The organism is Micrococcus sp. KRD077 (assembly GCF_017168505.1).
Taxonomy (GTDB): domain Bacteria; phylum Actinomycetota; class Actinomycetes; order Actinomycetales; family Micrococcaceae; genus Micrococcus; species Micrococcus luteus.
Map to the genome: position 1 here is coordinate 31,283 of NZ_JABFAZ010000009.1, position 21,880 is coordinate 53,162.

Consider the following 21,880-nt stretch of genomic DNA (forward strand, 5'->3'; position numbering starts at 1 on the left):
CGTGGGGTGGGGCGGCCGGCTCAGGCCTCGGGGTCGGCGGGCTCGGCGCCGTGGGCCTGCTCCTCGCGCCGGCGCAGCCGCACCGGGCGGTCGGGGGTCTCGGAGACGCGCAGGCGCGCGACCCGGTTGCGGCGGGGCTCGAGGGTGTCCGCGACGAGCTCGATCCCCTGGACCACGACGCGCGAGCCCTGGATCGGGACGCGGCCGAGCTCCTTGGCGAGGAGGCCGCCGACCGTGTCGACGTCGTCGTCCTCGTCCTCCTCCGGCAGCTCGAACTCCTCGCGGAAGTCGTGGATGCCCATGCGCGCGTCGACGGAGTAGACGCCGGGCGCGACGAACTCCACCTCGGGGCGGTCCGGGTGGTCGTCCTCGTCGTAGATCTCGCCGACGATCTCCTCAATGAGATCCTCGAGCGTCACGAGCCCCGCCGTGCCGCCGTACTCATCCACCACCACGGCGACGTGGGTGGAGTCGCGCTGCAGCTCCTGCAGGAGGGTCGCCACGGACTTCGACTCGGGGACGAAGCGGACGTCGCGCATGACCTCGGTGACGGGGGTGTCGGTCGCAGCGCCGTCGTGGTGCAGGGCGCGGGTGACGTCCTTGAGGTGCAGCATGCCCCGGATGTCGTCGGCGTCCTCGCCGATCACCGGGATGCGGGAGTTGCCGGAGCGCAGGAACAGGGCCATGGCCTGGCCGAGCGTGTGGTCCGCGTCGATCGTGACGACGTCGGTGCGCGGCACCATGACGGAGCGGACGATGGTGTCGTTCATGGAGAACACCGACTGGATCAGCTCCGCCTCGGAGTCGGCGAGCACGTCCGCGTCGTGGGCGCGGGCGACGAACTCGCGCAGGTGGCGCTCCTGGAAGTCGTCCTCGTCCTCCGGCTCGACCTCGCGACGGCGCCGGTCCCGGTCCAGGCGGGCGGCGAGCGGGCCCAGGGCTCGGCGGAGCACCCACACCAGACCGCCGAGGCGGCGGGCGACGGCGGCCTCGTTGCGGGAGCCGATCGGCCGCGGACTCCAGACGCCCAGCAGGGCGGCCACGCCCACGAGCACGACCGCGGCGATCGCCACGGCGAGCCACGTGTCGTCCACCACCGCGTCGGCGGCCGCGGTCAGGCAGACGGCCGACAGGGCCTCGGCCACGAACCGCCAGACCCGGAGGGCCCCGAGGTGGCTCTCCCGCTCGCGGGCGATCTCCAGTGCCTTGGAGCCGGGCTGCTCGCGGACGATGTCCTCCGCGTCCCGCCGGGAGAGGTAGGAGAACGCGGACTCGGCCAGGGACAGCGTCCAGGTCAGGCCAAGGAAGACCAGGAAGAGGGCGAAGAGGAGGGTGGGCGTCAGCATGGGCGGTGCCTCAGTCCTCGACGGTGGGGGCCGGGGCCGGACGGCCGAGGACCTCGGACACGAGCCGGTCCTGGAGGCCGAACATCTCCTCGCGGTCGGCGTCCTCGAGATGGTCGTATCCGAGCAGGTGGAGCATGCCGTGGGTGAGCAGCAGGAGCAGCTCGTCGTCACGGGAGTGCCCGCCGCGCGCGGCCTGCTCGGCGGCGACCTCGGGGCAGAGCACGACGTCCCCGAGCACGCCCTCGGCCGGCGCCTCGGGCGAGCCGGGGGTCAGCTCGTCCATGGGCAGGCTCATCACGTCGGTGGGCCCGGGCAGGTCCATCCACTCCTCGTGCAGCTCGGCCATGCGTGCGGCGTCCACGACGGTCACGGCCGTCTCAGCGCGCTCGTGGACGTGCAGGCGCGCGTAGACGTGCCGGGCCATGCGCAGCAGCGCGTCCTCGGGGACCTCGATCCCCGACTCGTTCAGGATCTCAACGGCCACGGCGGGCCCCTCCTCGCTTCTGGGACCGCTCCGCGGGGCCGCGGGCGGCGTCGTAGGCGTCCACGATGGCGCTCACCAGCGAGTGCCGGACCACGTCCGAGGAGTCGAAGCGGACCATCTCCAGTCCCTCGATCCCCTCGAGCACCTCGACGGCCTGGGCCAGGCCGGACTGGGTGCCGCGCGGCAGGTCCACCTGCGAGGTGTCGCCCGTGACGACCATGCGCGCACCGAAGCCGAGGCGGGTCAGGAACATCTTCATCTGCTCGCCGGTGGTGTTCTGGGCCTCGTCGAGGATCACGAACGCGTCGTTCAGGGTGCGGCCGCGCATGTACGCCAGCGGGGCGACCTCGATGGTCCCGGCCTCCATCAGCCGCGGGATCGACTCGGGCTCGATCATGTCGTGCAGCGCGTCGTACAGAGGGCGCAGGTACGGGTCGATCTTCTCGGAGAGCCCGCCGGGCAGGAAGCCGAGCCGCTCGCCGGCCTCGACGGCCGGGCGGGTGAGGATGATGCGGTTGACCTCCTTGGCCTGCAGCGCCTGCACGGCCTTGGCCATGGCCAGGTAGGTCTTGCCGGTGCCGGCCGGGCCGATGCCGAAGACGACGGTGGAGCGGTCGATCGCCTCCACGTAGTCCTGCTGGTGCAGGGTCTTCGCGCGGATGCGGCGGCCCCGGCCCGAGAGGATCGAGTCCAGGTGCAGCTGACCCGCGCCGCGCCCGGTGGCGGCGTCGCGGACGTGGTGGACGACCTGGCCCATCACCTCGGGGGTGACGGCCTGGTCGCGGCGGGCGATCGAGCGCAGGTCCTCGACGACGCGCCGCACCGAGGCCACGTCGGCCACCGGCCCGGCCAGGTCCAGCCGCTGGTCGCGGACCGTGACGTCCACGGTGGGGAACACGCCGCCGAGGATCCGCAGCAGGGCGTCCTGCGGTCCGAGCGTGCGGACCATGAGGTCGGCGGACTCGAACGCGACCCCCTCGTGCGCGGTGGCGGGCGGGGTCGGGGTCGTGGGGACAGCGGTCACGATGGGGTGGATCACCTCGGGGTCGCGGGGGCGGGACATCCCGTCCAGTCTAGGCGTCGGCGCGCCGTCCTGCCGGGGCTCACCAGCGGCCGAGCCGGTGCTGGAGCACGGCGAGGGCGGCGGGGCCGGCCGTGGAGGCGCGCAGCACGTGCGGGCCGAGCCGCACCGGCACGGCCCCCGCGGCCACGCAGGCCTCGAGCTCGGCCGGGCCGATCCCGCCCTCGGGGCCCACGACGACGGCGATCTCGGCGGCCGCGGAGAGTCGCCCCGCGGGCACCGCGGACACCCCGTGCTCCGCGTCCTCGTGCAGCACGAGGACGAGCCGGCCGCCGTCGTCGTCCCGGGCCAGCCCGGCGACCGCCGTCCCGGAGACGTGGTCCCGGACCGCGGGCACCCGGGCGCGACGTGCCTGCTTGGCGGCCGCGCGGGCCGTGTCCGCCCACTTCTGGCGGGCCTTGGCGGCCTTGGGGCCCTTCCAGCGGACGATCGAGCGCTCGGCCTCCCAGGGCACCACGGCGTCCACGCCGAGCTCGACGGCGGCCTGGACCGCCATGAGGTCCCGGTCGCCCTTGGCGAGGGCCTGGACGAGCACGAGCGCCGGGGTGGGCGCCGGCTCCTCCGCCACCGCGTCCAGCCGCACGGACACCGCGTCCGGGGCGGCCGCGAGCACGGTGCCGTGGCCGAGCGTGCCCGACCCGTCGGCCAGGAGCACGGCCTCCCCGGGGGCCAGGCGCATGGCCGCGGCGGCGTGCCGGGCCTCGGGGCCGCCGAAGACGACCTCCGCGCGCGCGCTCGCGCCGGCCAGGGCGCCCGGCTCGAGGTGGAACAGGGGGGCGGTCACAGGTTTCTCAGGTTCTCCCGCAGCCGGGCGAACATGCCCTTGGCCTGGGGTGCGCCGTGCACGACCTCCTCGCCGCGCACCTCGGCCAGGCGCTCCAGGAGCTGGCGCTGCTCGTCGTCCAGGTCGGTGGGCGTGGTGACCACCACGTCCACCTTGAGGTCGCCACGGCCCTGCCCGCGCAGGCGGCCGACGCCCAGGCCGTGGAGGACCTCGACGTGGCCGGACTGCACACCCGGGTCCAGGCTGACGGACTGCTTGCCGTCCAGGGTGTCCAGCGTGACGGTGGTGCCTAGGGCCGCGGCCGCCATGGGGACGGTCACGGTGGTGGCCAGGTGGTCGCCCTCGCGGCGGAAGGTCTCGTCCGGGCGGACCGCGATCTCCACGTAGAGGTCCCCGTTCGGGCCGCCGCCCGGGCCGGCCTCGCCGCGGCCGGCGAGGTGGATGCGGGTGCCGTCGTCCACGCCCGCGGGGATGCGCAGGGTCAGCGGCGTCCGGGTGCGGACGCGGCCCTGCCCGTCGCACTCGTGGCAGGGCGTCGGGATGACGGTGCCGAACCCCTGGCAGGCGGGGCAGGCCTCGGTGGCCATGACGGTGCCCAGCAGCGACCGCACGGGGCGCTGGATCATGCCGTGGCCGTGGCAGGTCTGGCAGGTCTCCGGCTGGGTGCCGGGCTCGCAGCACGAGCCCTCACACCGATCGCAGCGCACGGCCGTGTCCAACTCGATCGTCTGCTCGCCGCCGAAGACGGCGTCGCGCAGGTCGATCCGCGCGGTCACGAGGGCGTCCTGGCCGCGGCGGGCGCGGCTGGCGGGGCCGCCGCGGCCGCCCTGGCCGGCGGCGTTCATGAAGGTCTCGAAGATGTCGGCGAAGCCCCCGAAGCCGCCCGCCCCGCCGAAGCCGCCCGGGAAGCCGGCCTGGCCGTTCTCATTGCCCGTCGTGTCGTAGGCCCGGCGCCGGCCCTCGTCCGAGAGCACCTCGTAGGCGTGGGAGATGCGCTTGAACTGCTCGGCCGCCTCCGGGTCGGGGTTGACGTCCGGGTGATGGGTGCGCGCGAGCTTGCGGTAGGCGCGGCGGATCTCCTCGGTGCTGGCGTCACGGCTGACGCCGAGCGTCTCGTAGTGGTCGGTCACGGTGGGGATTCCTCTCGGGGAGAGCGGGACGTGGGGCGATGCGGGACGGGGCCCGCCAGGACGCGCGGAGGCGCGTCAGGTGGTCAGGATGCGGGAGAGATAGCGGGCGATCGCCCGGACGGCGGCCATGGTGCCCGGATAGTCCATCCGGGTCGGACCGATGACACCGACCTTCGCCACGGCGCCGGGGCCGTAGGCGGCTGCGACCACCGAGGTGTCCGCGAGCGATCCGACGTTCTCGGACCCGATCCGCACGGACACCCCGTGGGCGTCCTGCTCCATCTCCGTGAGCAGGCGCAGCAGCACCACCTGCTCCTCGAGCGCCTCCAGGATCGGCCCGATGGACGCGCCGAAGTCCCCCGGGGAGCGGGCCAGGTTGGCGGTGCCGGCCAGGACGATGCGGTCCTGCCGACCGGCCTCGAGCAGGTCGTGGACGGCCGCGGCCACGAGGGCGGCGGACTGCTGGTGCTCCGGGCGGACCCGGGTGACGACGTCGTCCACCACGGTGGCCGCCTGCACCGGACCGAGCCCCAGCAGGGCGTCCAGCAGGAGGCCGCGGAGCACGGACAGCTCCGCCTCCTCGACCGGACGGTCCAGCACGGCGTGCCGCTGGTCCACCCGTCCCGTGGACAGGATGAGGACCACGAGCACGCGCGTGGGTGTGAGGGAGACCAGTTCGAGGTGGCGGATCGTGGAGCCGTCCTCGTGGGGGAACTGCGCGACGGCGACCTGCTGGGTCAGCTGGGCCAGGAGGCGCACCGTGGACTCCATCATGTGCTCGGTGTCCGTCTCCGGGTCCAGCAGGGTCCGCACGGCCCGGCGCTCGGCGGGGGACAGCGGCTTCACCTCGGAGAGGCGGTCGACGAACACGCGGTAGCCCTTGTCCGTGGGGACGCGCCCGGCGGAGGTGTGCGGGGCCACGATGAGGCCCTCCTCCTCGAGCGCAGCCATGTCGTTGCGCACGGTCGCGGAGGACACGCCCAGGGCGTGCCGTTCCACGAGCGCCTTGGAGCCCACGGGCTCGCGCAGCGCCACGTAGTCCTCCACGATCGCCTGGAGCACCTGCAGGCGGCGGGGCTGCTCCGACATCTCGGTCCTCCTCTGGTCCGTCGGGATCCGGGGCGACCCCGGAGGTGCCCCTGGCTGGCACTCCGGCGGGTCAAGTGCCAATGCTACCGTCCGACCCGGGGGACGACCCGACCGGCCCGCACGGCTTCGCTCACGGTGATCGCCCGCCCCCGTTGCTACCGTGCTCTCCCATGGACTGGAGCAGCTGGGGCCCCGCGGGCCACGACGACCTGACGCGCCGCCCCGCCCGGACCGTCCCCGATGTGCCCGCCACCCCCGGCACGGTGGTCGAGGACGTGGCCTCCGGGTTCACCGGGGCCGTGAGCGGCATCGAGCGCTCCGGCGGCGTGCACGTGGTGGTCCTGGAGGACCGCCGCGGCGTGCGCCGCGGCTTCCCCCTCGGCGGCGGCTTCTGGATCGACGGCGAGCCCGTGACCCTGGTCCCCCCGACCGCCGCGGCCCCGGCGGCGCCGGCCCGCACCGCCTCCGGCTCGCGACGGGTCGAGGGGGCGCGGGCCCGCACTGCCCGCGCCTCGCGCATCTGGGTGGAGGGCGTGCACGACGCCGAGCTGGTGGAGAAGGTGTGGGGCGAGGACCTGCGCCTCGAGGGCATCGTCGTGGAGCCCCTGCACGGCGTGGACGACCTCGCCGGGGCGATCCGTGCGTTCGCCCCCGGTCCGTGGCGCCGGCTCGGGATCCTTGTGGACCACCTCGTCACCGGGTCCAAGGAGGAACGCCTCGCGGCCGAGGCCATGCGGGTGCCGGGCGCCGCGGGCAACGTGCTCATCCTCGGCCACCCCTACGTGGACGTCTGGCAGGTCATCAAGCCCTCCGTCCTCGGCATCCCCGCGTGGCCCGTCGTGCCGAAGGGCCAGGACTGGAAGACGGGGATCCTGCGGGGACTGGGCTGGCCGCACGGGAGCAAGGAGGCCACGGGGCTGGGGTGGAAGCGGCTGCTCTCCCACGTCACCACGTACGCGGACCTCGAGCCGTCCCTGCTGGGCCGCGTGGAGGAGCTCATCGACTTCCTCACCGCCGCCCCCGAGCACTGATCTCGCCGCGGCCACGGCCCGCCCGCGCTATGCTGGCCCATGCCCTGCGCCCGGTCCCCGGCGCGCAGGTCCCGCGATCCAGGAGGAGCCCCTCGTGAACACCCGCGCGCAGCCCGACGCCGGCCGCACCGGCCACGGCCCGCCCGCCTGGCTCGTCTCGGCCGGCGGCCGCGGCGCCCCGCTCACGGCGAAGCAGGACCGTGACCGCGCGGCGCTGGCCCATCTCAGTCTGGCGTTCGGCGTGCTCGGCCCGCTGGTCGTGTGGCTGCTCTATCGCGACCGCGGCCCGTTCACCTCGCAGGAGTCGCGGGAGGCCCTGAACTTCTCCGGGCCGCCCACGCTCATCACGCTCCTGTTCTTCTTCCTGTCCCTGTTGCCGGTGGTCGGCCCGATCTTCGCGATCCTCGGCGCGCTCACGTGGGCCGCCATGGCGGTCTACGGCGTGATGGGCGCCTCGCACGTGTCCAAGGGCCGTCCGTTCCGGTACCCGTTCAACCTGCGCATCCTGCGCTGACCCGGGGTCGGCCGGTCAGAAGCCGGCCAGCGCCCGGACGATCGCGTCGTTGCGCAGCCGCCCCTCGAGCGTCGGGATGATGCGCCCGTCGACGGCGGCGCGCCCGTCCAGCAGGCCCGCGGCGATGAGTTCGGCGATCGCCCCGCGGATCCGCGCGGCCTCCCCCGGCGTCTCCGAGACGAGCTCCGCGGTCGGGAGCCCGCCCACCGTGCGCACCGCGAGCATGATGCGCTCGAGGCGCCGCGCGTCGGCGTCGGGCCGCTCGCGGCCGACGGCGGGGGTGACCCCCGTGGCCAGCCGCTGCGCGTAGGCGGCGGGGTGCTTGGCGTTCCAGAACCGGACGCCGGCGAGGTGCGAGTGCGCGCCCGGGCCGATCCCCCACCAGTCCTGGTCCTCCCAGTACGCCACGTTGTGCCGCGCGCGGTGGACCCCGGACCCCCGCGGATCCCGCGCCCAGTTGGACACCTCGTACCAGCGGTAGCCGGCGGCGCTGAGCAGCTCCTCGGCGAGCAGGTACTTGTCCGCCTGGTCGTCGGGGTCCACGTCCGCCACCTCGCCGCGGGCCACCTGGGCCCCGAGCTTGGTGCCCTCCTCCACGATCAGCGAGTACGCGCTCACGTGGTCCGGGGCCAGGACGACTGCGGCCTCGAGCGTGGCCCGCCAGTCGGCGAGGGACTCCCCCGCGGTCCCGTAGATCAGGTCCAGGGACACCTCCAGGCCGGCCTCGCGGGCCGCGGCGACGGCGGCGGGGACGGACTCGGGCCGATGGGTGCGCTCGAGCGTGGCGAGCACGTGCGGCATCGCGGACTGCATGCCCAGGGAGAGGCGGGTGAAGCCGCCGGCCGCGAGCTGGCGGGCGTACTCCGGGGTGATCGTGTCCGGGTTGGCCTCGGTGGTCACCTCCGCGCCGGGCGCGATCCCGAACCGGTCCACCGCCGCCTGGAGGATGCGCACGAGGTCCGCGGCCGGCAGGAGCGTGGGCGTGCCGCCGCCGAAGAACACCGTGTGCAGCGGGCGGGCGGGCACGTCCGAGGACGCGAGCACGTCCGCGGCGAAGTCCAGCTCCGCGACCGCCGACTCCCAGTAGTCGCCGCGGCCCGCGCCGGGGCCGAGGTCGACGGCCGTGTACGTGTTGAAGTCGCAGTAGCCGCAGCGCACGGTGCAGAACGGCACGTGGACGTACAGGCTGAAGGTGCGCGCCGCGCCGTCGCCGGCGGCCGCGCGCACCCGCTGCCCGACGTCGGCCGGCAGCCGGCCGTCGTCGGGGACCGGCTCGCCGAGGGGCAGGGCGGGCACTTACTTCTTCGCCGCCTGGTCGGCGCCGGCGCCGTCCGAGGACAGGGCGGCGATGAAGGCCTCCTGTGGGACCTCGACCCGGCCCACCATCTTCATGCGCTTCTTGCCCTCCTTCTGCTTCTCGAGCAGCTTGCGCTTGCGGGAGATGTCGCCGCCGTAGCACTTGGAGAGCACGTCCTTGCGGATCGCGCGGATGTTCTCGCGGGCGATGATGCGCGAGCCGATGGCGGCCTGGATCGGCACCTCGTACTGCTGGCGCGGGATCAGCTCCTTGAGCTTGCCCGTCATCATCACGCCGTACGTATAGGCGTTGTCCTTGTGGGTGATGGAGGAGAACGCGTCCACCTGTTCGCCCTGGAGCAGGATGTCCACCTTGACGAGGTCGGCCGCCTGGTCACCGTCGGCCTTCCAGTCCAGCGAGGCGTACCCCTTGGTGCGGGACTTGAGCTGGTCGAAGAAGTCGAACACGATCTCGGCCAGCGGGATCCAGTAGCGGATCTCCACCCGTTCCTCGGAGAGGTAGTCCATGCCCTTGAGGTTGCCGCGCTTGGCCTGGCACAGCTCCATGACGGCGCCGATGAACTCGGCCGGCACGATGATCGTGGCCGAGGCCATGGGCTCGCGCACCTCGAGGATCTTGCCCTCGGGGAACTCGGAGGGGTTGGTCACGGTGACGACCTCACGGTCCTCCCGGGTGACCTCGTAGACCACGTTGGGCGCGGTGGAGATGAGGTCGAGCCCGAACTCGCGCTCGAGGCGCTCGCGCACGATCTCCAGATGCAGCAGACCGAGGAAGCCGACGCGGAAGCCGAAGCCCAGCGCGACCGAGGTCTCCGGCTCGTAGACGAGCGCGGCGTCGTTGAGCTTGAGCTTGTCCAGGGCGTCACGCAGCACGGGATAGTCCGAGCCGTCGATGGGGTACAGGCCTGAGAACACCATGGGCTTGGGGTCCTCGTAGCCACCCAGGGACTGCTCGGCCGGGTGGGCGTGGTTGGTGACCGTGTCGCCCACCTTGGACTGCCGCACGTCCTTCACGCCGGTGATGAGGTAGCCCACCTCGCCCACGGCCAGGCCCTTCGTGGGTACGGGCTCCGGGGAGGAGACGCCGATCTCGAGGAGCTCGTAGGTGGTGCCCGTGGACATCATGCGGACCTTCTCCCGCGGGGAGAGCCGGCCGTCCACGACGCGCACGTACGTGACGACGCCCCGGTAGGTGTCGTACACGGAGTCGAAGATCATCGCGCGGGCCGGGGCGTCCGCGTCGCCCTCCGGGCTGGGGACGGCGCGGACCACGCGGTCCAGCAGCTCCTCGACGCCGACGCCCGTCTTGCCGGACACGCGCAGCACGTCCTCGGGATCGCAGCCGATCAGGGAGGCCAGCTCGGCCGCGTAGCGGTCCGGATCCGCGGCGGGCAGGTCGATCTTGTTGAGCACGGGGATGATCTCCAACTCGTGCTCCATGGCGAGGTAGAGGTTCGCCAGGGTCTGCGCCTCGATGCCCTGGGCGGCGTCCACCAGCAGGATCGCCCCCTCGCACGCGGCCAGCGAGCGGGAGACCTCGTAGGTGAAGTCCACGTGCCCGGGGGTGTCGATCATGTTCAGGGCGTAGTCCACCCCGTCCACGGACCAGGGCATGCGCACGGCCTGGGACTTGATGGTGATGCCGCGCTCACGCTCGATGTCCATGCGGTCCAGGTACTGCGCCTTCATGTCGCGGGGCTGCACGACGCCGGTGGCCTGCAGCATGCGGTCCGCCAGCGTGGACTTGCCATGGTCGATGTGGGCGATGATGCAGAAGTTGCGGATCACCGAGGGGTCGGTGGCAGCGGGCACCGGGGGGTTCGACGCCAGGGGCGACACGGGCACTTCCTCTACGGGTGACGGGGACGGGACTCTGACCGCCTAGTCTCTCATGATCCGCCGCCGACCCGACCCGGACGCCGGGCCCGCGCGTCCACTAGATTCACGCCCATGGCCTTCGACCTGCATCGCGCCCTGTCCCTCGGCCGCCGGACGGCACGCCTGATCGGCGCCCTCCGCGACGACGCCCGGCCGCGCCGGGCCGCCTCCGAGGCCGGTCGACGGGCCGGCGACCGGAGCGGCCCGTCGCCCTTCCCGGGCCCGCCCGGGCCTCCCGGGCCCGCGTGGGACCCCACGGAGCCCACCGACTCGTGGCCGATGCCCGGGCCCGGGCAGGAGCGCCGGCCCCGGCGACAGGACGCCGGCCGCCACGTGTCCCTGCCGGACTTCACCGGCACCGTCCGCGTCGAGTACGCGCCCGTGCCCGGGCCGACGGCCGGGCCGGGCGAGGTCGTGTGGACCTGGGTGCCGTACGAGGAGATGGACGGCCGGGGCAAGGACCGCCCCGTGCTCCTGATCGGCCGGGACGGGGCGCACCTGCTCGGGCTCATGCTGACCAGCCGGGACCGGAACAACGCCCTGGCCCGCGACGAGGACTACGTGGACGTGGGCGCGGGCGCCTGGGACCGGTCCGGCCGCGCCTCGGAGGTGAAGCTGGACCGGGTGGTCCGCGTGGATCCGGCCGCGGTGCGCCGGGAGGGCGGCGTCCTGGACCGGGCGGCCTTCGACCGGGTCACGGCCGCGCTGGCCCGCGCCCGGCGGCGGGGGCGCTGAGTCGGCCGCGCGGATCGCAGGGTCTGGGTGGTAGGATCGTCCGCATTGTGTCCGCCGGTCGACGGGCACCCCCGGAACGGGTCATCATCGGTGTTCCCCACGCCGCTCAGTCCACGGATCCGGGCACCCTCCACGACCCCCTGTTCATGCGGCGCCCGGACCCTCGTCCGCGCCGCCGACGACGAAGGACCCGATTTGGCTAACATCAAGTCCCAGAAGAAGCGCATCCTCACCAACGAGAAGGCGCGCCAGCGCAACGTCGCGGTGAAGTCCGAGCTGAAGACCGCCATCCGCGCCGTGGACAAGGCCGTCGCCGCCGGCGAGCCCGAGGCCGCCGCCGCCGCGCTGCGCACCGCCTCCCGCAAGCTGGACAAGGCCGCCTCGAAGGGCGTCATCCACAAGAACCAGGCCGCGAACCGCAAGTCCGGCATCGCCGCCCGCGTGAAGGCCCTCCTCGGCTGATCCACGCCCCCCGGCTGTGACCGCGGCCCCCGCCCCGAGCGATCGGTGCGGGGGCCGCGTCGTGTCCGGGCTGCCCCCGAGGGATGCCGTCCGGCGGCGCCGTCAGCGGCTGACGGCGGTGGCCACGCGGATGACCGCGCGCTCGACGGCGAACTCCGGGTTGCGGGAGGCGCCCTTGGCCTCGGCATCGGCCTGGGCGATCCACTCCACGGCCTGCGCGATGCCGGCCGCCGTCCAGTGCCGCGCCGCCTGCTGGATGTAGCGCACCTGGAACGGGGCCACCCCGAGCAGGGACGGCAGCTCGGCGGCGGGCCGGCGGGCGTCGATCATCCGCGCCACCTGCCGCGCCTTGAGCGCGAGTGCCGCGGTGATCATCACCGGGTGGACGCCGGTGGCCATCGCGTGCCGCACGAGGGAGACGGCCCTCGCCGCCTGCCCCTCGAGCGCCGCGTCGGCCACCGCGAAGCTCGTGGCCTCCACGCGGCCGCTGTAGTACGTGTCCACGGTCTCGACGCTGACGACGCCCTCGGTGTCGTCGACGAGCTGGGCGCACGCGGCCGCGAGCTCCGTGAGCGAGGCGCCGGTGGCGCGGATGAGCGCGCGGGCCGCCTCCTCGTCGATGCGCCGACGCCGGTCGCGGAACTCGGCCTGCACGAAGGCCAGCCGCTCCTCGTCCTTCTTCAGCGGCACGCATTCGACCACCGTGCCGGCCTTCGCGACGGCATCCAGCAGCCTCTTGCCGCGGGTGCCGCCGGTGTGACGCAGCACGAGCGTGACGTCGTCCGCGCCGGGGCCCTGCTGGACGAGGCGCAGGGCGTCCTCGAGGAACGCATCGTTCATGGCCTCGAGGCCCTCGACCGTGATGAGGGTGGGCTCGGCGAAGAGGGACGGGCTGGCCGCGGTGGCCAGCTGGCCGGGCTGGTACTCCCCCGCGCGGAGCCGGTGGATCTCCAGCTGACCGTGACGCTCGCGCAGAGCCTGGGTCACGCGGTCCGTCACCCAGCGGGCGGCATGGTCCTCGGGCCCCTTGAGGAGCATGAGCGGGGCGGGCTCGGCCCTCCGCCAGGCCAGCGGGTCGGTGCGGCCGGCTCGGCCGGAACGGGGGCTGCGGGCGGCGGACATGCGTCCCATCCTAAGGTCCGGTGCGGACGCTCGAGGGCGGGCGGACGGTGTGGACCGCGATCTCGGGCGCGCCGTCGGGGTCGGGGCCGTCCGCGGCCGTGAGGGCCAGCGTGCCGTGCAGGTCCGTGCGGGCCACCGGCCCGAGGCGGCCGAGCGCGTCCACCGTGGCCCGGTGGGGGTGGCCGTACGGGTTGTCGGCGCCCACGGAGACCACGTGCAGGCGGGCGCCGGCCGCGCGCGGCACGGCCGTCCCACCGTTGCGGGCCCCGTGGTGGGCGACCTTGAGCACGTCCACGCGCGGCGGTGCGGCGGCATCGGACCGGCGCCCCGCGACCCACGCCGCGGAGGCGTCCTCCTCCATGTCGCCGGTGACCAGCGTCGTGACCGGACCGGCCCCGCTCTCGACGGTGACCAGCACCTGGGCGGAGGCGTCGTTCTCCTCGGGGGCCCGCGCGTCGGCGAGCAGCACGTGCCACCGCACCGGCCCGGCCGTGCCCGTCGCGCCGGTGCGGAGCCGTGCCGCGTCGGCGAGCGGGTCGACGCCGTCCGCCTCGCCTCCGCGCCCTTCCCGGCCCTGCGCCGGTGCGTCCCGGGTCGCGTAGTGCACCGCCCCGCGGGAGGCGCGGTCGACCACGCCGGCCAGTCCCCCGGCGTGGTCGGCGTGCAGGTGGGTGAGCAGCACGGCGTCCACCCGGTCTACGTCGAGGTCGTCGAGGCAGCGACGTGCGAGCCCCGGCTCGGGCCCGACGTCGACGACGACCCCCGCGCGCGGGCCGGACCGGAACACGGCCATGTCCCCCTGGCCGACGTCGCAGAACGCCACCGCCCAGTCCGGCGGGGCCGAGCCCGAGGACCGCGGCACGAGGACCGCCCCGACCGCCCCCGTGGTGGCCGCGGCCAGGGCGGCGGCGAGCACGACCAGGGCGGGGAGGCGCTCGCGGGTCCGCGGCGCGCTGCGGCCGACACGCCGGACAGGGGCGGTCCGGCGTCGTTCGAGCAGGAGCACGGCGGCGAACCCGAGGAGCGTCGCGGCCACCAGCAGGACGCCCAGCCCGGCGCCGAGGGCTCCGGCCGGCCACGGACGCAGCGCCCCGGGCAGGGAGGCGCTGGTGTGGGCGACCCACCCGATCCAGGCCGCGGGCCACTGGATCACGGCCACGAGGGCGGCCGCGATCCCCGGCGCGGGCAGGGCGAGGGCCGCGGCGAGGGTGCCCAGGACGGTCACGGGCGGCACGGCCGGGGCGGCCAGCAGATTGGCCGGCACCGCGTAGGCCGACACCTCACCGGTCATGGCCAGGATGATCGGCTGGCAGGCCAGGTGGGCGGCCACGGTCACCGCGAGCGACGCCGAGAGCCACCGCGCTACGACGTCGGGCAGCATCCGGCCGAGCCCGGCGTGCAGCGCACGGTCGAGGGGCGCGCCGGCCAGGACGATGCCCGCGGTCGCGGCCAGGGAGAGGTGGAAGGCCGGTTCCACGGCGAGGGCCGGCACCGCGACGAGCAGGGCCGTGCCGCCCACCGTCAGGAGTCCGAACGCCTGCCGCGCGCGGCCGAAGAACACCGCGAGCGCTCCGAGGGCGCCCATCACGGCCGCCCGGAGCACGGACGGCTCCGGCCCCACGACGACCACGAACACCCCGAGGACCGCCAGCCCGGCGCTGAGGACCACCGCCCGGTGCACCCGCGCGCTGCGCAGGGTGATCGCGACCGCGCCGAGGATCATGGCCACGTTGGCCCCGGACACGGCAGACAGGTGCGACAGGCCCGAGGCCTTCATGGCGTCGTCGAGGGCGGCCCCCTGGGCGGAGCGGTCGCCCAGCACCAGCCCCGGGATGAGTTCCGGCGCAGCGCCGACCGTGCCCTCCGCAGACTGACGGAACGCGGCGCGCAGCGCCTCCCGCCGCGGGGGGCCCGGGCCGCCGTCGGTGGCCCCGCCTGCCGTCTGCGTCCCGCCGGGGCAGGGTCCCGGCTGCGGGGCGGACGCGGCGGCCAGGAACACGGTGGAACCGGACCTCGACGGCCGGGCCACGACGCACACCCGCGATCCCGGCCCGCCGTCGGGGGCCCACGTCCCGCCCTCCGGCGCGACGATCGTCGCGGGCGGTGCGCCCCCGCCCGTGAGTCGGGCCGTCACGGCCGCCTCGGGGGCCCGCGGCGGATGACCGAACGTCTCGACCCGCACGGGCACGCTCCAGCGTGGGCCGAAGGTCGCCTCGCTCCGGGTGGCGGGCCCGTCCAGGGTCAGCTCGAGCCGCAGCGGTGAGCCCGCGTGCACCGCGCCGGTCCAGCCGCTGCCGCTGGCCGCGGCGGCGGGCCCGGCCGAGTGCTGCAGCATCAGGGCCGCGGCCACGCCGGCCAGCGCCGTCGCGGTGGCCACGCCCCGTATCCGACCGGTCGAGCGGGCGGCGCCCAGGATGGCGGCCGCGGCGACGGCCAGCCCCGTGAGGGCCGCCGCCGACCGGGCCGGGGCGTCCCAGCCGACGCCGAGGATCCCCAGGGTGAGGCACCCGAGCAGGGCGGGCACCCACCGGGCCTCGAGCGGGCCGGGCACCTCGCGGTGCCGGGCGCGGCGGTCCACGGGATCGTTGGGCGGGCCCGGGGCCGGGTTCACCACGAGACGAGGTCGCGGAGCCGGTCAAGCGTGGCCGGGCCGATGCCGGGCACCGCGTCCAGGTCCTGCAGGCCGGTGAACGGGCCGACCGTCTCGCGGTGGGCGATGATCTTCTCCGCCGTGGCGGGGCCGACGCCGGGCAGGGTCTGCAGCTCCGTGGCGTCGGCGGTGTTCAGGTCCACGGTGTCGCCGGACTCGGCGCCGCCCGGCTCGCCTCCGCCACCGGCCCTGCCCGTGGTCGGCGTGGGCTGCGCCTGCGCGGCCCCGGCCACCCGGTCCAGGGCGTCCTGCGGTGTGCGGGCGGAGGGGACGAGGACCTGTTGGCCGTCGTCCAACGGGGCCGCGAGGTTGATGCGCTCCGCCCGGGCGTGCCGGGTCGGGCCGCCGGCGGCGCCCACGGCGTCGGCCACCCGGGAGCCCGGCGCGAGGCTGACCACTCCCGGCCGGGCGACCTCGCCCACCACGTGCACCCGCAGCGGGCCGGACCCGGCGGGGCCGGACGCCTCCCCCGACGGCCCCGCCTCGGACGTCCGCGCGTCGGTGCCCGCCGCCGACGGGGCGGTGGAGGGCGCGTCGGTCTGCGGGATGCCTGCACCGGCCGCGGCCGCCGGGATGGCCGCGGGCGGCGCCGGGGTGGTCAGCCAGGCCACCGCCCACCAGGCCGTGGCGGCGACGAGCAGCACGGTGACGGCCAGCAGGGCCGGCCGCCACCGCAGCACCGGGCCCCGAGGTGGGGTGCGCTCCCACCGGGACGCGGCGTGCGGGCCGGCTGTGTCGACGTCGGGGGCGGCCGCGGGCGCGGGGTCCGGGGCGAAGGCGGGCGGATCGTCGCAGAGGCGGTGGCTGGGGCTCATGCGGGCAGTCTGCGGCCCCGTCGCCGAGTCGGGCGCGTCCCGCACCCGACCTGGGGATGACCTCCGCGGTCCAGGGTGGTGTGCAGGAACGGACGCGCCCGTCTCCTCGGCGCTCCCGCACGGGCGGCCTCAGTCCCCCGAGCCCCCCGTGGGCGATTCCAGCGGGCAGATCACCACACCCAGGGCGCCCAGGCCCAGGTGCGCGGCGAGCACGGCGGGCAGCTCGACGACGGGCACGGGGGTGGTGGAGACCGGCTGGAGCCGCTCCGCGAGCTGCACGGCCGTCTCGGGGTCGCCGTACTCGTGCACGGCGATCCGCACCGGGTCCTCGCCGGCCCGCTCGGTCGCGAGCTCCACGAGCCGGTCGACGGCCCGGGCCGCGGACCGCGGGCGGTCGACCAGGCCGATCGCGCCGTCGTCGACGGCCATGACGGGGCGCACCTGCAGCAGCGTGCCCAGCAGCGAGGCCAGCCCGCTGATCCGCCCGCCCCGGCGCAGCTGCTCGAGGCTGGGCACCGTGAACAGCACGTGGCTGGAGTCCACGGTGGCCTCGAGCCGCTCGCGGATGCGGGCCACGGGCATGCCCACCCCCGCGTCCACGGCGGCGTCCACCACGGCCATGCCCAGCGCGAAGCCCACGGTGCGCGAGTCCACCACGGTCACCGGGCGCTCGGCCTCCGCGGCGGCCAGGCGCGCGGCCTCCACGGTGCCGGAGAGCTCGCCGGACAGGTGGACGGAGAGGATGCGTGCGTAGCCGGCGCGGGCCAGCTCGGCGTAGGCCGTCCGGAACGCGCCCGGCGAGGGCCGTGAGGTGCGCACCGGGGTGCCGGCGGCCAGGGCCAGCGGCAGCTCCAGCGCGAGCTCGTCCGTGCCCTCCGTGTGGATCTGCTCGCCCACCATGACGGGCAGCGCCACCTGGCGGATCCCCGCGGCCAGACCGTGTCCGAGGACGGCGCCGGGCAGGGCCGCGGCCGAGTCCGTGACGACGGCCGTGCGGTCCCGGCGGGGCGGGCGCAGCCCGTAGCGTGCCCGCCCGGCCAGCTGGGAGCGGCGGGAGCGCAGGCGGACGAGCGCATCGTCGCGCCACTGCTCGATGCTCGCCACGGCCTGCCTCCTCTCCCCCGGCCCGGTCGGGGACGGTCTCACGCGGTCAGCGGATCACCAGGTTCACGAGCTTGGGCTCGCGCACGATCACCTTGACGATCTCGGCGTCCCCGATGAAGTTCCGCACCTTCTGCGACGCGCGGGCGCGCGCCTCGAGATCCTCGGCGGTGATGTCCGCGGGCACCTCGAGGGTGTCGCGGACCTTGCCCTTGACCTGGACGACCGCCGTGACGGTGTCCTCGACCAGCAGCGCCTCGTCCACCGCGGGCCAGCCGGCGCGGACCACGGAGGGCTCGTGGCCGAGCAGCACCCACATGTCCTCGGCCGTGTACGGCGCCACGAGCGAGAGCAGCACGGCCACGGCCTCGGCGGCCTCGCGGACGGCGGGGTCGGCCGCGCCGGCGCCGGCGTCGATCTCCTTGCGGGCCGCGTTGACCAGCTCCATCGTCTTGGCGACGACCACGTTGAACTTGCCGTCGTCCAGCAGCTGCTGGGCCTCGTGCACGGTCCGGTGGGTCACCCGGCGCAGGGTCACGGCCCCGCCCGCCGGGTCCGTGCCGGCCGGGGCGCCCGTCGCGCGGACGTCGCGGGCCAGGCGCCACGCGCGGGCCAGGAACTTGCCGGCGGCGCCCGGGGCGACGTCGACCCAGTCCACGTCGTCCTCGGGCGGCGAGGCGAACACCATGGTCAGGCGCACGGCGTCGACGCCGAACTCGTCCAGCTGGTCGCCCAGGTCCACGCCGTTGCCCAGCGACTTGGACATGGCCTTGCCGCCGTTGAGCACCTGGCCCTGGTTGAGCAGGGCGCGGAACGGCTCGGTGAAGGGCACCAGGCCGAGGTCGTGCAGGGCCTTGGTGAAGAAGCGGGCGTACAGCAGGTGCAGGATCGCGTGCTCCACGCCGCCCACGTACTGGTCCACGGGCAGCCAGCGGCGCAGGGCGTCGGGGTCGAAAACGCGGGCGTCGTCGTTCGGGGACGCGTAGCGGAGCATGTACCAGGACGAGTCCACGAACGTGTCCATGGTGTCGGTGTCCCGTCGCGCGGGGCCGCCGCACTGCGGGCAGTCCACCTCGACCCACGACGTCGCCGCGGCCAGGGGCGACTGGCCCTTGGGGGCGAGCTGCTCGCCCTTGAGGTCGGTCGGCAGGGTGACCGGCAGCTGGTCCTCCGGCACGAGCACCTCGCCGCAGTCCGGGCAGTGGACCACGGGGATCGGGGTGCCCCAGAAGCGCTGACGGGAGAGCAGCCAGTCGCGCAGGCGGTACGTGGTGGTGCCCCGGCCGGTGCCGCGCTCCTGCACGATCTCGATGGCCCGCGCGATGGCGGCGGTCTTGTCCAGGCCGTCGAGCTCCCCGGAGTTCACCAGGATGCCCTCGCCGGTCGTCGCGACGCCGGAGACCGCCGGGTCCTCCTCGCCGGTGTCCAGCACGGTGCGCACGGGCAGGCCCATGGCGCGGGCGAAGTCGAGGTCGCGCTGGTCGTGGGCCGGCACGGCCATGATGGCGCCCGTGCCGTAGTCGGCCAGCACGTAGTCCGAGGCCCAGATCGGCAGACGCTCACCGGTCAGCGGGTTCACCGCGTGGCGGCCCAGGAACACGCCGCTCTTGGGACGGTCCGTGGCCTGGCGGTCGATGTCCGAGACCTTCTTCAGGTCCTCGCGGTACGCCTCGAGTTCGGCCCGCACGTCGTCGCCGGCGAGCTCGGCGGCCAGCGGGGCGTCGGCGGCGACCACCATGAAGGTCGCGCCGTGCAGCGTGTCCGGCCGGGTGGTGAAGACCGTGACGACGGGGCCGTCCTCGACCTGGAAGTCGACGTGGGCGCCCTCGGAGCGGCCGATCCAGTTGCGCTGCATGGCGAGCACGCGCTCGGGCCAGTGGCCGGTGAGCTGGTCCATGTCGTCCAGCAGCGCGTCCGCGTACTCGGTGATGCGGAAGTACCACTGGTTCAGGGTCCGCTTGGTGACCTCGGTGCCGCAGCGCTCGCAGCGGCCGTCCACGACCTGCTCGTTGGCGAGCACCGTCTGGTCCTGGGGGCACCAGTTGACCGGGGAGTCCTTCCGGTACGCCAGGCCCCTGCGGTACAGCTGCTGGAACAGCCACTGGGTCCACCGGTAGTACTCGGGGTCCGAGGTGTGCAGCTCACGGGACCAGTCCACGGCGATGCCGTACCGCTGGAAGGAGCGCTTCTGCGTCTCGATGTTCGCGTAGGTCCACTCGGCCGGGTGGGCGTCGCGCTTGATGGCGGCGTTCTCGGCCGGCAGGCCGAAGGAGTCCCAGCCGATGGGATGCAGCACGTCGAAGCCGCGCTGCATCCAGTGGCGCGCGACGACGTCGCCCATCGCGAACGCCTCGGCGTGCCCCATGTGCAGGTCGCCCGACGGGTACGGGAACATGTCGACCACGGTGCGGGTCTCGGAGCCGTCCTCGCGCGGGGCGAACGTCCCGGCCTGCTCCCAGTACCCGGCCCAGCGGGCCTCCACGTCACGGAACGAGTACTCCGCGTCGGCGGGGATGCTGGGGGTGGCCGGCACGGCGCTGTCGGGGGTCTGGCTCACGGCGGTTCGAGTCCTCACGCAGTCGGGATGGGGCGCCGGCCCTCGGGCGGCGCGGACGGGGCCGGCGGCACGGCCGGCCACCCCATCCTACGGCGACGGCGCCCCGGCTCGGCCACAGGGCCGCTCCGAGACGCCGTGCCCGGCCGGGCAGGCGCGTTCAGGCGGAGTGGCTGCCGCCTGCCGGACGCTCGGGCCCGGCGTCGGGACCGGGATGCACCTCGTCGGGGGTGACCGCGTCGTCCTCCTCCAGCACCTGGGCGACCTCGTCCTCGAGGGCCTCCGTCACCGCGCCTGGGGCCGCCACGGAGTCCCCGACCGCCTCCTGCAGCTGCACGGCGTGCTGGGCCGTGAAGGTCTTCTCCGGATGCTCACGCAGGCGGAGCAGCGCGAGCAGGCGCAGACGCAGCCCCGACTCGGCGGAGATCTGCCGGCGGTGGGTGAGCCACCAGACGAGGAGCACGAGCGCGAGCACGATCCCCAGGTGGCCCAGCGCCGGGTAGACGACGTTCATCAGGTCGCCGAAGCCGACGAAGCTCACCGCGAAGGCCAGCAGCGTGACGCCGGCGAACACGGGGCGGTAGCGGCCCGGATGGTCGGCCGTGAGGCGGCGTCCCAGCGCGTAGAACATGCCGATCGCGGTGTTGAAGATCATCAGGTAGATCACCACGACCATCGCCCAGCCCAGCCAGGGCGCGATCGAGGCGAACAGCCGCAGCATGGGGACGTCGGCGCGGCCGATCTCGGCGTAGCCGAGGTAGAGCAGCGTGGAGGCCATCAGGAGCAGGACGGTGTACATCAGGCCGCCGGTGAGGCCGCCGAGGAACGCCTCACGGGGGTGGGTGATGGACCCGCCGATCACGAGGCACATGGACACGGCCATCACGACGACGAGGCCGAAGTAGTTGACCGAGGACAGCCACCACGGGTCCACCGGCGTGGTGGCCTGGACGGCGAGGGACTCGTGGGCGGTGAAGCCGCCGTCGCGGGTGACCAGGACGTGGACGAACCCGGCCACGACCGCGACGACCACCAGGGGCGTGATCAGGGAGATGATCGCGGAGACCTTCTCCACGTCCAGCATGCCCGTCACGAGCACGAGCAGGGTCATCAGGGTGGAGCCCGCCCACGTCGGCCAGCCGAACTGCTGGGCGAGCGTCGAGCCCGCCCCGGCGAGCATGACGACGCCGATCGCGAAGAGCGTCACCGTGACCACGACGTCCAGGATGCGGGCCATCACGGGGTGTGAGACGCTCCGGAAGACGACCTTGTGGTCGGCCGCGAGGAACACGCTGCCCAGCTGGAGGATGACGGCGCCGCCGGCGGTGACGAGCAGGCCGGCCAGTCCCGCGCCCACGATGCCGATCCAGCCGAAGCCGACGAAGTACTGGATGACTTCGGCGCCGGTGGCGAAGCCGGCGCCGACGAGCAGACCGACGAAGGCGAGGGCGATCTTCAGGGATCTGAGGGCGACGGGGTGCTGCACGCATGGGCCTTTCGTGGGAGACGGGGTGCGCCCGTCCGGGCCCCGGGACCGAGGACGGGCTGGAGTACGGTAGGCACGCGTGCGCCATCGTGGCCAGGACCAGACGTCGCCGGGTTCCGGGCAGCGTGGCCTCAGGCCCACCCCAGGGCCGCCCTCCCGCTGGCACGCCGCGGCCGTGATCAGGCCGAGCACCTCGGCGGACCCCGTCCCCGCGCCCAGGTCCATCTGCAGCGTGCGGGAGGCGTGGGTGACGTCGGTGAGGTTCCAGGCCGGCCTGGCTAGGGTGGGGACGTGCCTGTCC

The 21,880-nt window shown here is 74.8% G+C and carries 18 protein-coding genes; 4 read left to right on the forward strand and 14 right to left on the reverse strand.

Annotation, left to right across the window (positions count from 1 at the left end; genetic code table 11):
* Nucleotides 1–20: 20 nt before the first annotated feature.
* From J1M39_RS02635 to hrcA, 6 genes are all read right to left on the reverse strand, one after another.
* Entirely contained in the window at nt 21–1,346 is a 1,326-nt protein-coding gene (locus J1M39_RS02635) for a hemolysin family protein (protein ID WP_095346473.1), read from the reverse strand.
* Between the two features lie 10 nt (nt 1,347–1,356).
* A complete protein-coding gene (ybeY, locus tag J1M39_RS02640) occupies nt 1,357–1,830 on the reverse strand; it encodes an rRNA maturation RNase YbeY (protein WP_095346475.1) in 474 nt (157 codons plus the stop codon).
* The gene (locus tag J1M39_RS02645; RefSeq protein ID WP_206496431.1) at nt 1,820–2,893 is read right to left on the reverse strand and encodes a PhoH family protein; all 1,074 of its coding nucleotides are present in this window, start codon (nt 2,891–2,893) and stop codon (nt 1,820–1,822) included. The genes ybeY and J1M39_RS02645 overlap by 11 nt, the downstream gene beginning before the upstream one ends.
* A 40-nt stretch (nt 2,894–2,933) precedes the next feature.
* Nucleotides 2,934–3,695: a 16S rRNA (uracil(1498)-N(3))-methyltransferase gene (locus J1M39_RS02650; RefSeq protein WP_206496432.1), complete on the reverse strand. Its 762-nt coding sequence runs from the start codon at nt 3,693–3,695 to the stop codon at nt 2,934–2,936.
* The gene (dnaJ, locus tag J1M39_RS02655) at nt 3,692–4,825 is read right to left on the reverse strand and encodes a molecular chaperone DnaJ (RefSeq protein WP_036380884.1); all 1,134 of its coding nucleotides are present in this window, start codon (nt 4,823–4,825) and stop codon (nt 3,692–3,694) included. Before dnaJ ends, J1M39_RS02650 begins: the two co-directional genes overlap by 4 nt.
* Before the next feature lie 75 nt (nt 4,826–4,900).
* A complete protein-coding gene (hrcA, locus tag J1M39_RS02660) occupies nt 4,901–5,914 on the reverse strand; it encodes a heat-inducible transcriptional repressor HrcA (RefSeq protein ID WP_119217268.1) in 1,014 nt (337 codons plus the stop codon).
* Nucleotides 5,915–6,084: 170 nt separating this feature from the next.
* Here hrcA and J1M39_RS02665 point away from each other — a divergent pair, with 170 nt between their 5' ends.
* Nucleotides 6,085–6,945 (forward strand): DUF3097 family protein, encoded by an 861-nt coding sequence (locus J1M39_RS02665; protein WP_206496433.1) that lies wholly within the window; start codon nt 6,085–6,087, stop codon nt 6,943–6,945.
* A 94-nt stretch (nt 6,946–7,039) separates the two neighbouring features.
* A complete protein-coding gene (locus tag J1M39_RS12215) occupies nt 7,040–7,459 on the forward strand; it encodes a DUF4870 domain-containing protein (RefSeq protein WP_002854682.1) in 420 nt (139 codons plus the stop codon).
* Between the two features lie 15 nt (nt 7,460–7,474).
* Here J1M39_RS12215 and hemW read toward each other — a convergent pair whose 3' ends face one another.
* Entirely contained in the window at nt 7,475–8,755 is a 1,281-nt protein-coding gene (gene hemW / locus J1M39_RS02675; RefSeq protein ID WP_206496434.1) for a radical SAM family heme chaperone HemW, read from the reverse strand.
* Nucleotides 8,756–10,615, reverse strand: a complete 1,860-nt coding sequence (gene lepA, locus J1M39_RS02680; protein WP_036336574.1) for a translation elongation factor 4 — start codon at nt 10,613–10,615, stop codon at nt 8,756–8,758.
* A gap of 111 nt (nt 10,616–10,726) precedes the next feature.
* Here lepA and J1M39_RS02685 point away from each other — a divergent pair, with 111 nt between their 5' ends.
* Entirely contained in the window at nt 10,727–11,389 is a 663-nt protein-coding gene (locus tag J1M39_RS02685; protein WP_036336575.1) for a type II toxin-antitoxin system PemK/MazF family toxin, read from the forward strand.
* Between the two features lie 195 nt (nt 11,390–11,584).
* On the forward strand, nt 11,585–11,851 hold the full coding sequence (gene rpsT, locus J1M39_RS02690) for a 30S ribosomal protein S20 (RefSeq protein WP_036336578.1): 267 nt from the start codon (nt 11,585–11,587) through the stop codon (nt 11,849–11,851).
* 102 nt (nt 11,852–11,953) lie between these two features.
* On the opposite strand, the gene holA is transcribed toward rpsT, so the two are convergent.
* The 6 genes from holA to J1M39_RS02720 form a co-directional block, all read right to left on the reverse strand.
* Nucleotides 11,954–12,973, reverse strand: a complete 1,020-nt coding sequence (gene holA / locus J1M39_RS02695; protein ID WP_036336580.1) for a DNA polymerase III subunit delta — start codon at nt 12,971–12,973, stop codon at nt 11,954–11,956.
* A 10-nt stretch (nt 12,974–12,983) separates the two neighbouring features.
* Nucleotides 12,984–15,551 (reverse strand): ComEC/Rec2 family competence protein, encoded by a 2,568-nt coding sequence (locus J1M39_RS02700; RefSeq protein WP_342356360.1) that lies wholly within the window; start codon nt 15,549–15,551, stop codon nt 12,984–12,986.
* Between the two features lie 29 nt (nt 15,552–15,580).
* Nucleotides 15,581–16,438 (reverse strand): ComEA family DNA-binding protein, encoded by an 858-nt coding sequence (locus J1M39_RS02705; protein WP_206496436.1) that lies wholly within the window; start codon nt 16,436–16,438, stop codon nt 15,581–15,583.
* 129 nt (nt 16,439–16,567) lie between these two features.
* The gene (locus tag J1M39_RS02710; protein ID WP_036313753.1) at nt 16,568–17,542 is read right to left on the reverse strand and encodes a DegV family protein; all 975 of its coding nucleotides are present in this window, start codon (nt 17,540–17,542) and stop codon (nt 16,568–16,570) included.
* Nucleotides 17,543–17,588: 46 nt separating this feature from the next.
* Entirely contained in the window at nt 17,589–20,096 is a 2,508-nt protein-coding gene (gene leuS / locus J1M39_RS02715) for a leucine--tRNA ligase (protein ID WP_206496437.1), read from the reverse strand.
* Nucleotides 20,097–20,253: 157 nt separating this feature from the next.
* Nucleotides 20,254–21,579 (reverse strand): YkvI family membrane protein, encoded by a 1,326-nt coding sequence (locus J1M39_RS02720; RefSeq protein WP_206496438.1) that lies wholly within the window; start codon nt 21,577–21,579, stop codon nt 20,254–20,256.
* Nucleotides 21,580–21,880: the final 301 nt, after the last annotated feature.

Bases quoted from the DNA above. Each gene is read 5' to 3' on its own strand.
- J1M39_RS02685 (WP_036336575.1), top strand. From the start codon at position 10,727: ATGGCCTTCGACCTGCATCGCGCCCTGTCCCTCGGCCGCCGGACGGCA.
- holA (WP_036336580.1), bottom strand. From the start codon at position 12,973: ATGTCCGCCGCCCGCAGCCCCCGTTCCGGCCGAGCCGGCCGCACCGAC.
- J1M39_RS02645 (WP_206496431.1), bottom strand. From the start codon at position 2,893: ATGTCCCGCCCCCGCGACCCCGAGGTGATCCACCCCATCGTGACCGCT.
- J1M39_RS02705 (WP_206496436.1), bottom strand. From the start codon at position 16,438: ATGAGCCCCAGCCACCGCCTCTGCGACGATCCGCCCGCCTTCGCCCCG.
- J1M39_RS02665 (WP_206496433.1), top strand. From the start codon at position 6,085: ATGGACTGGAGCAGCTGGGGCCCCGCGGGCCACGACGACCTGACGCGC.
- hrcA (WP_119217268.1), bottom strand. From the start codon at position 5,914: ATGTCGGAGCAGCCCCGCCGCCTGCAGGTGCTCCAGGCGATCGTGGAG.
- J1M39_RS02635 (WP_095346473.1), bottom strand. From the start codon at position 1,346: ATGCTGACGCCCACCCTCCTCTTCGCCCTCTTCCTGGTCTTCCTTGGC.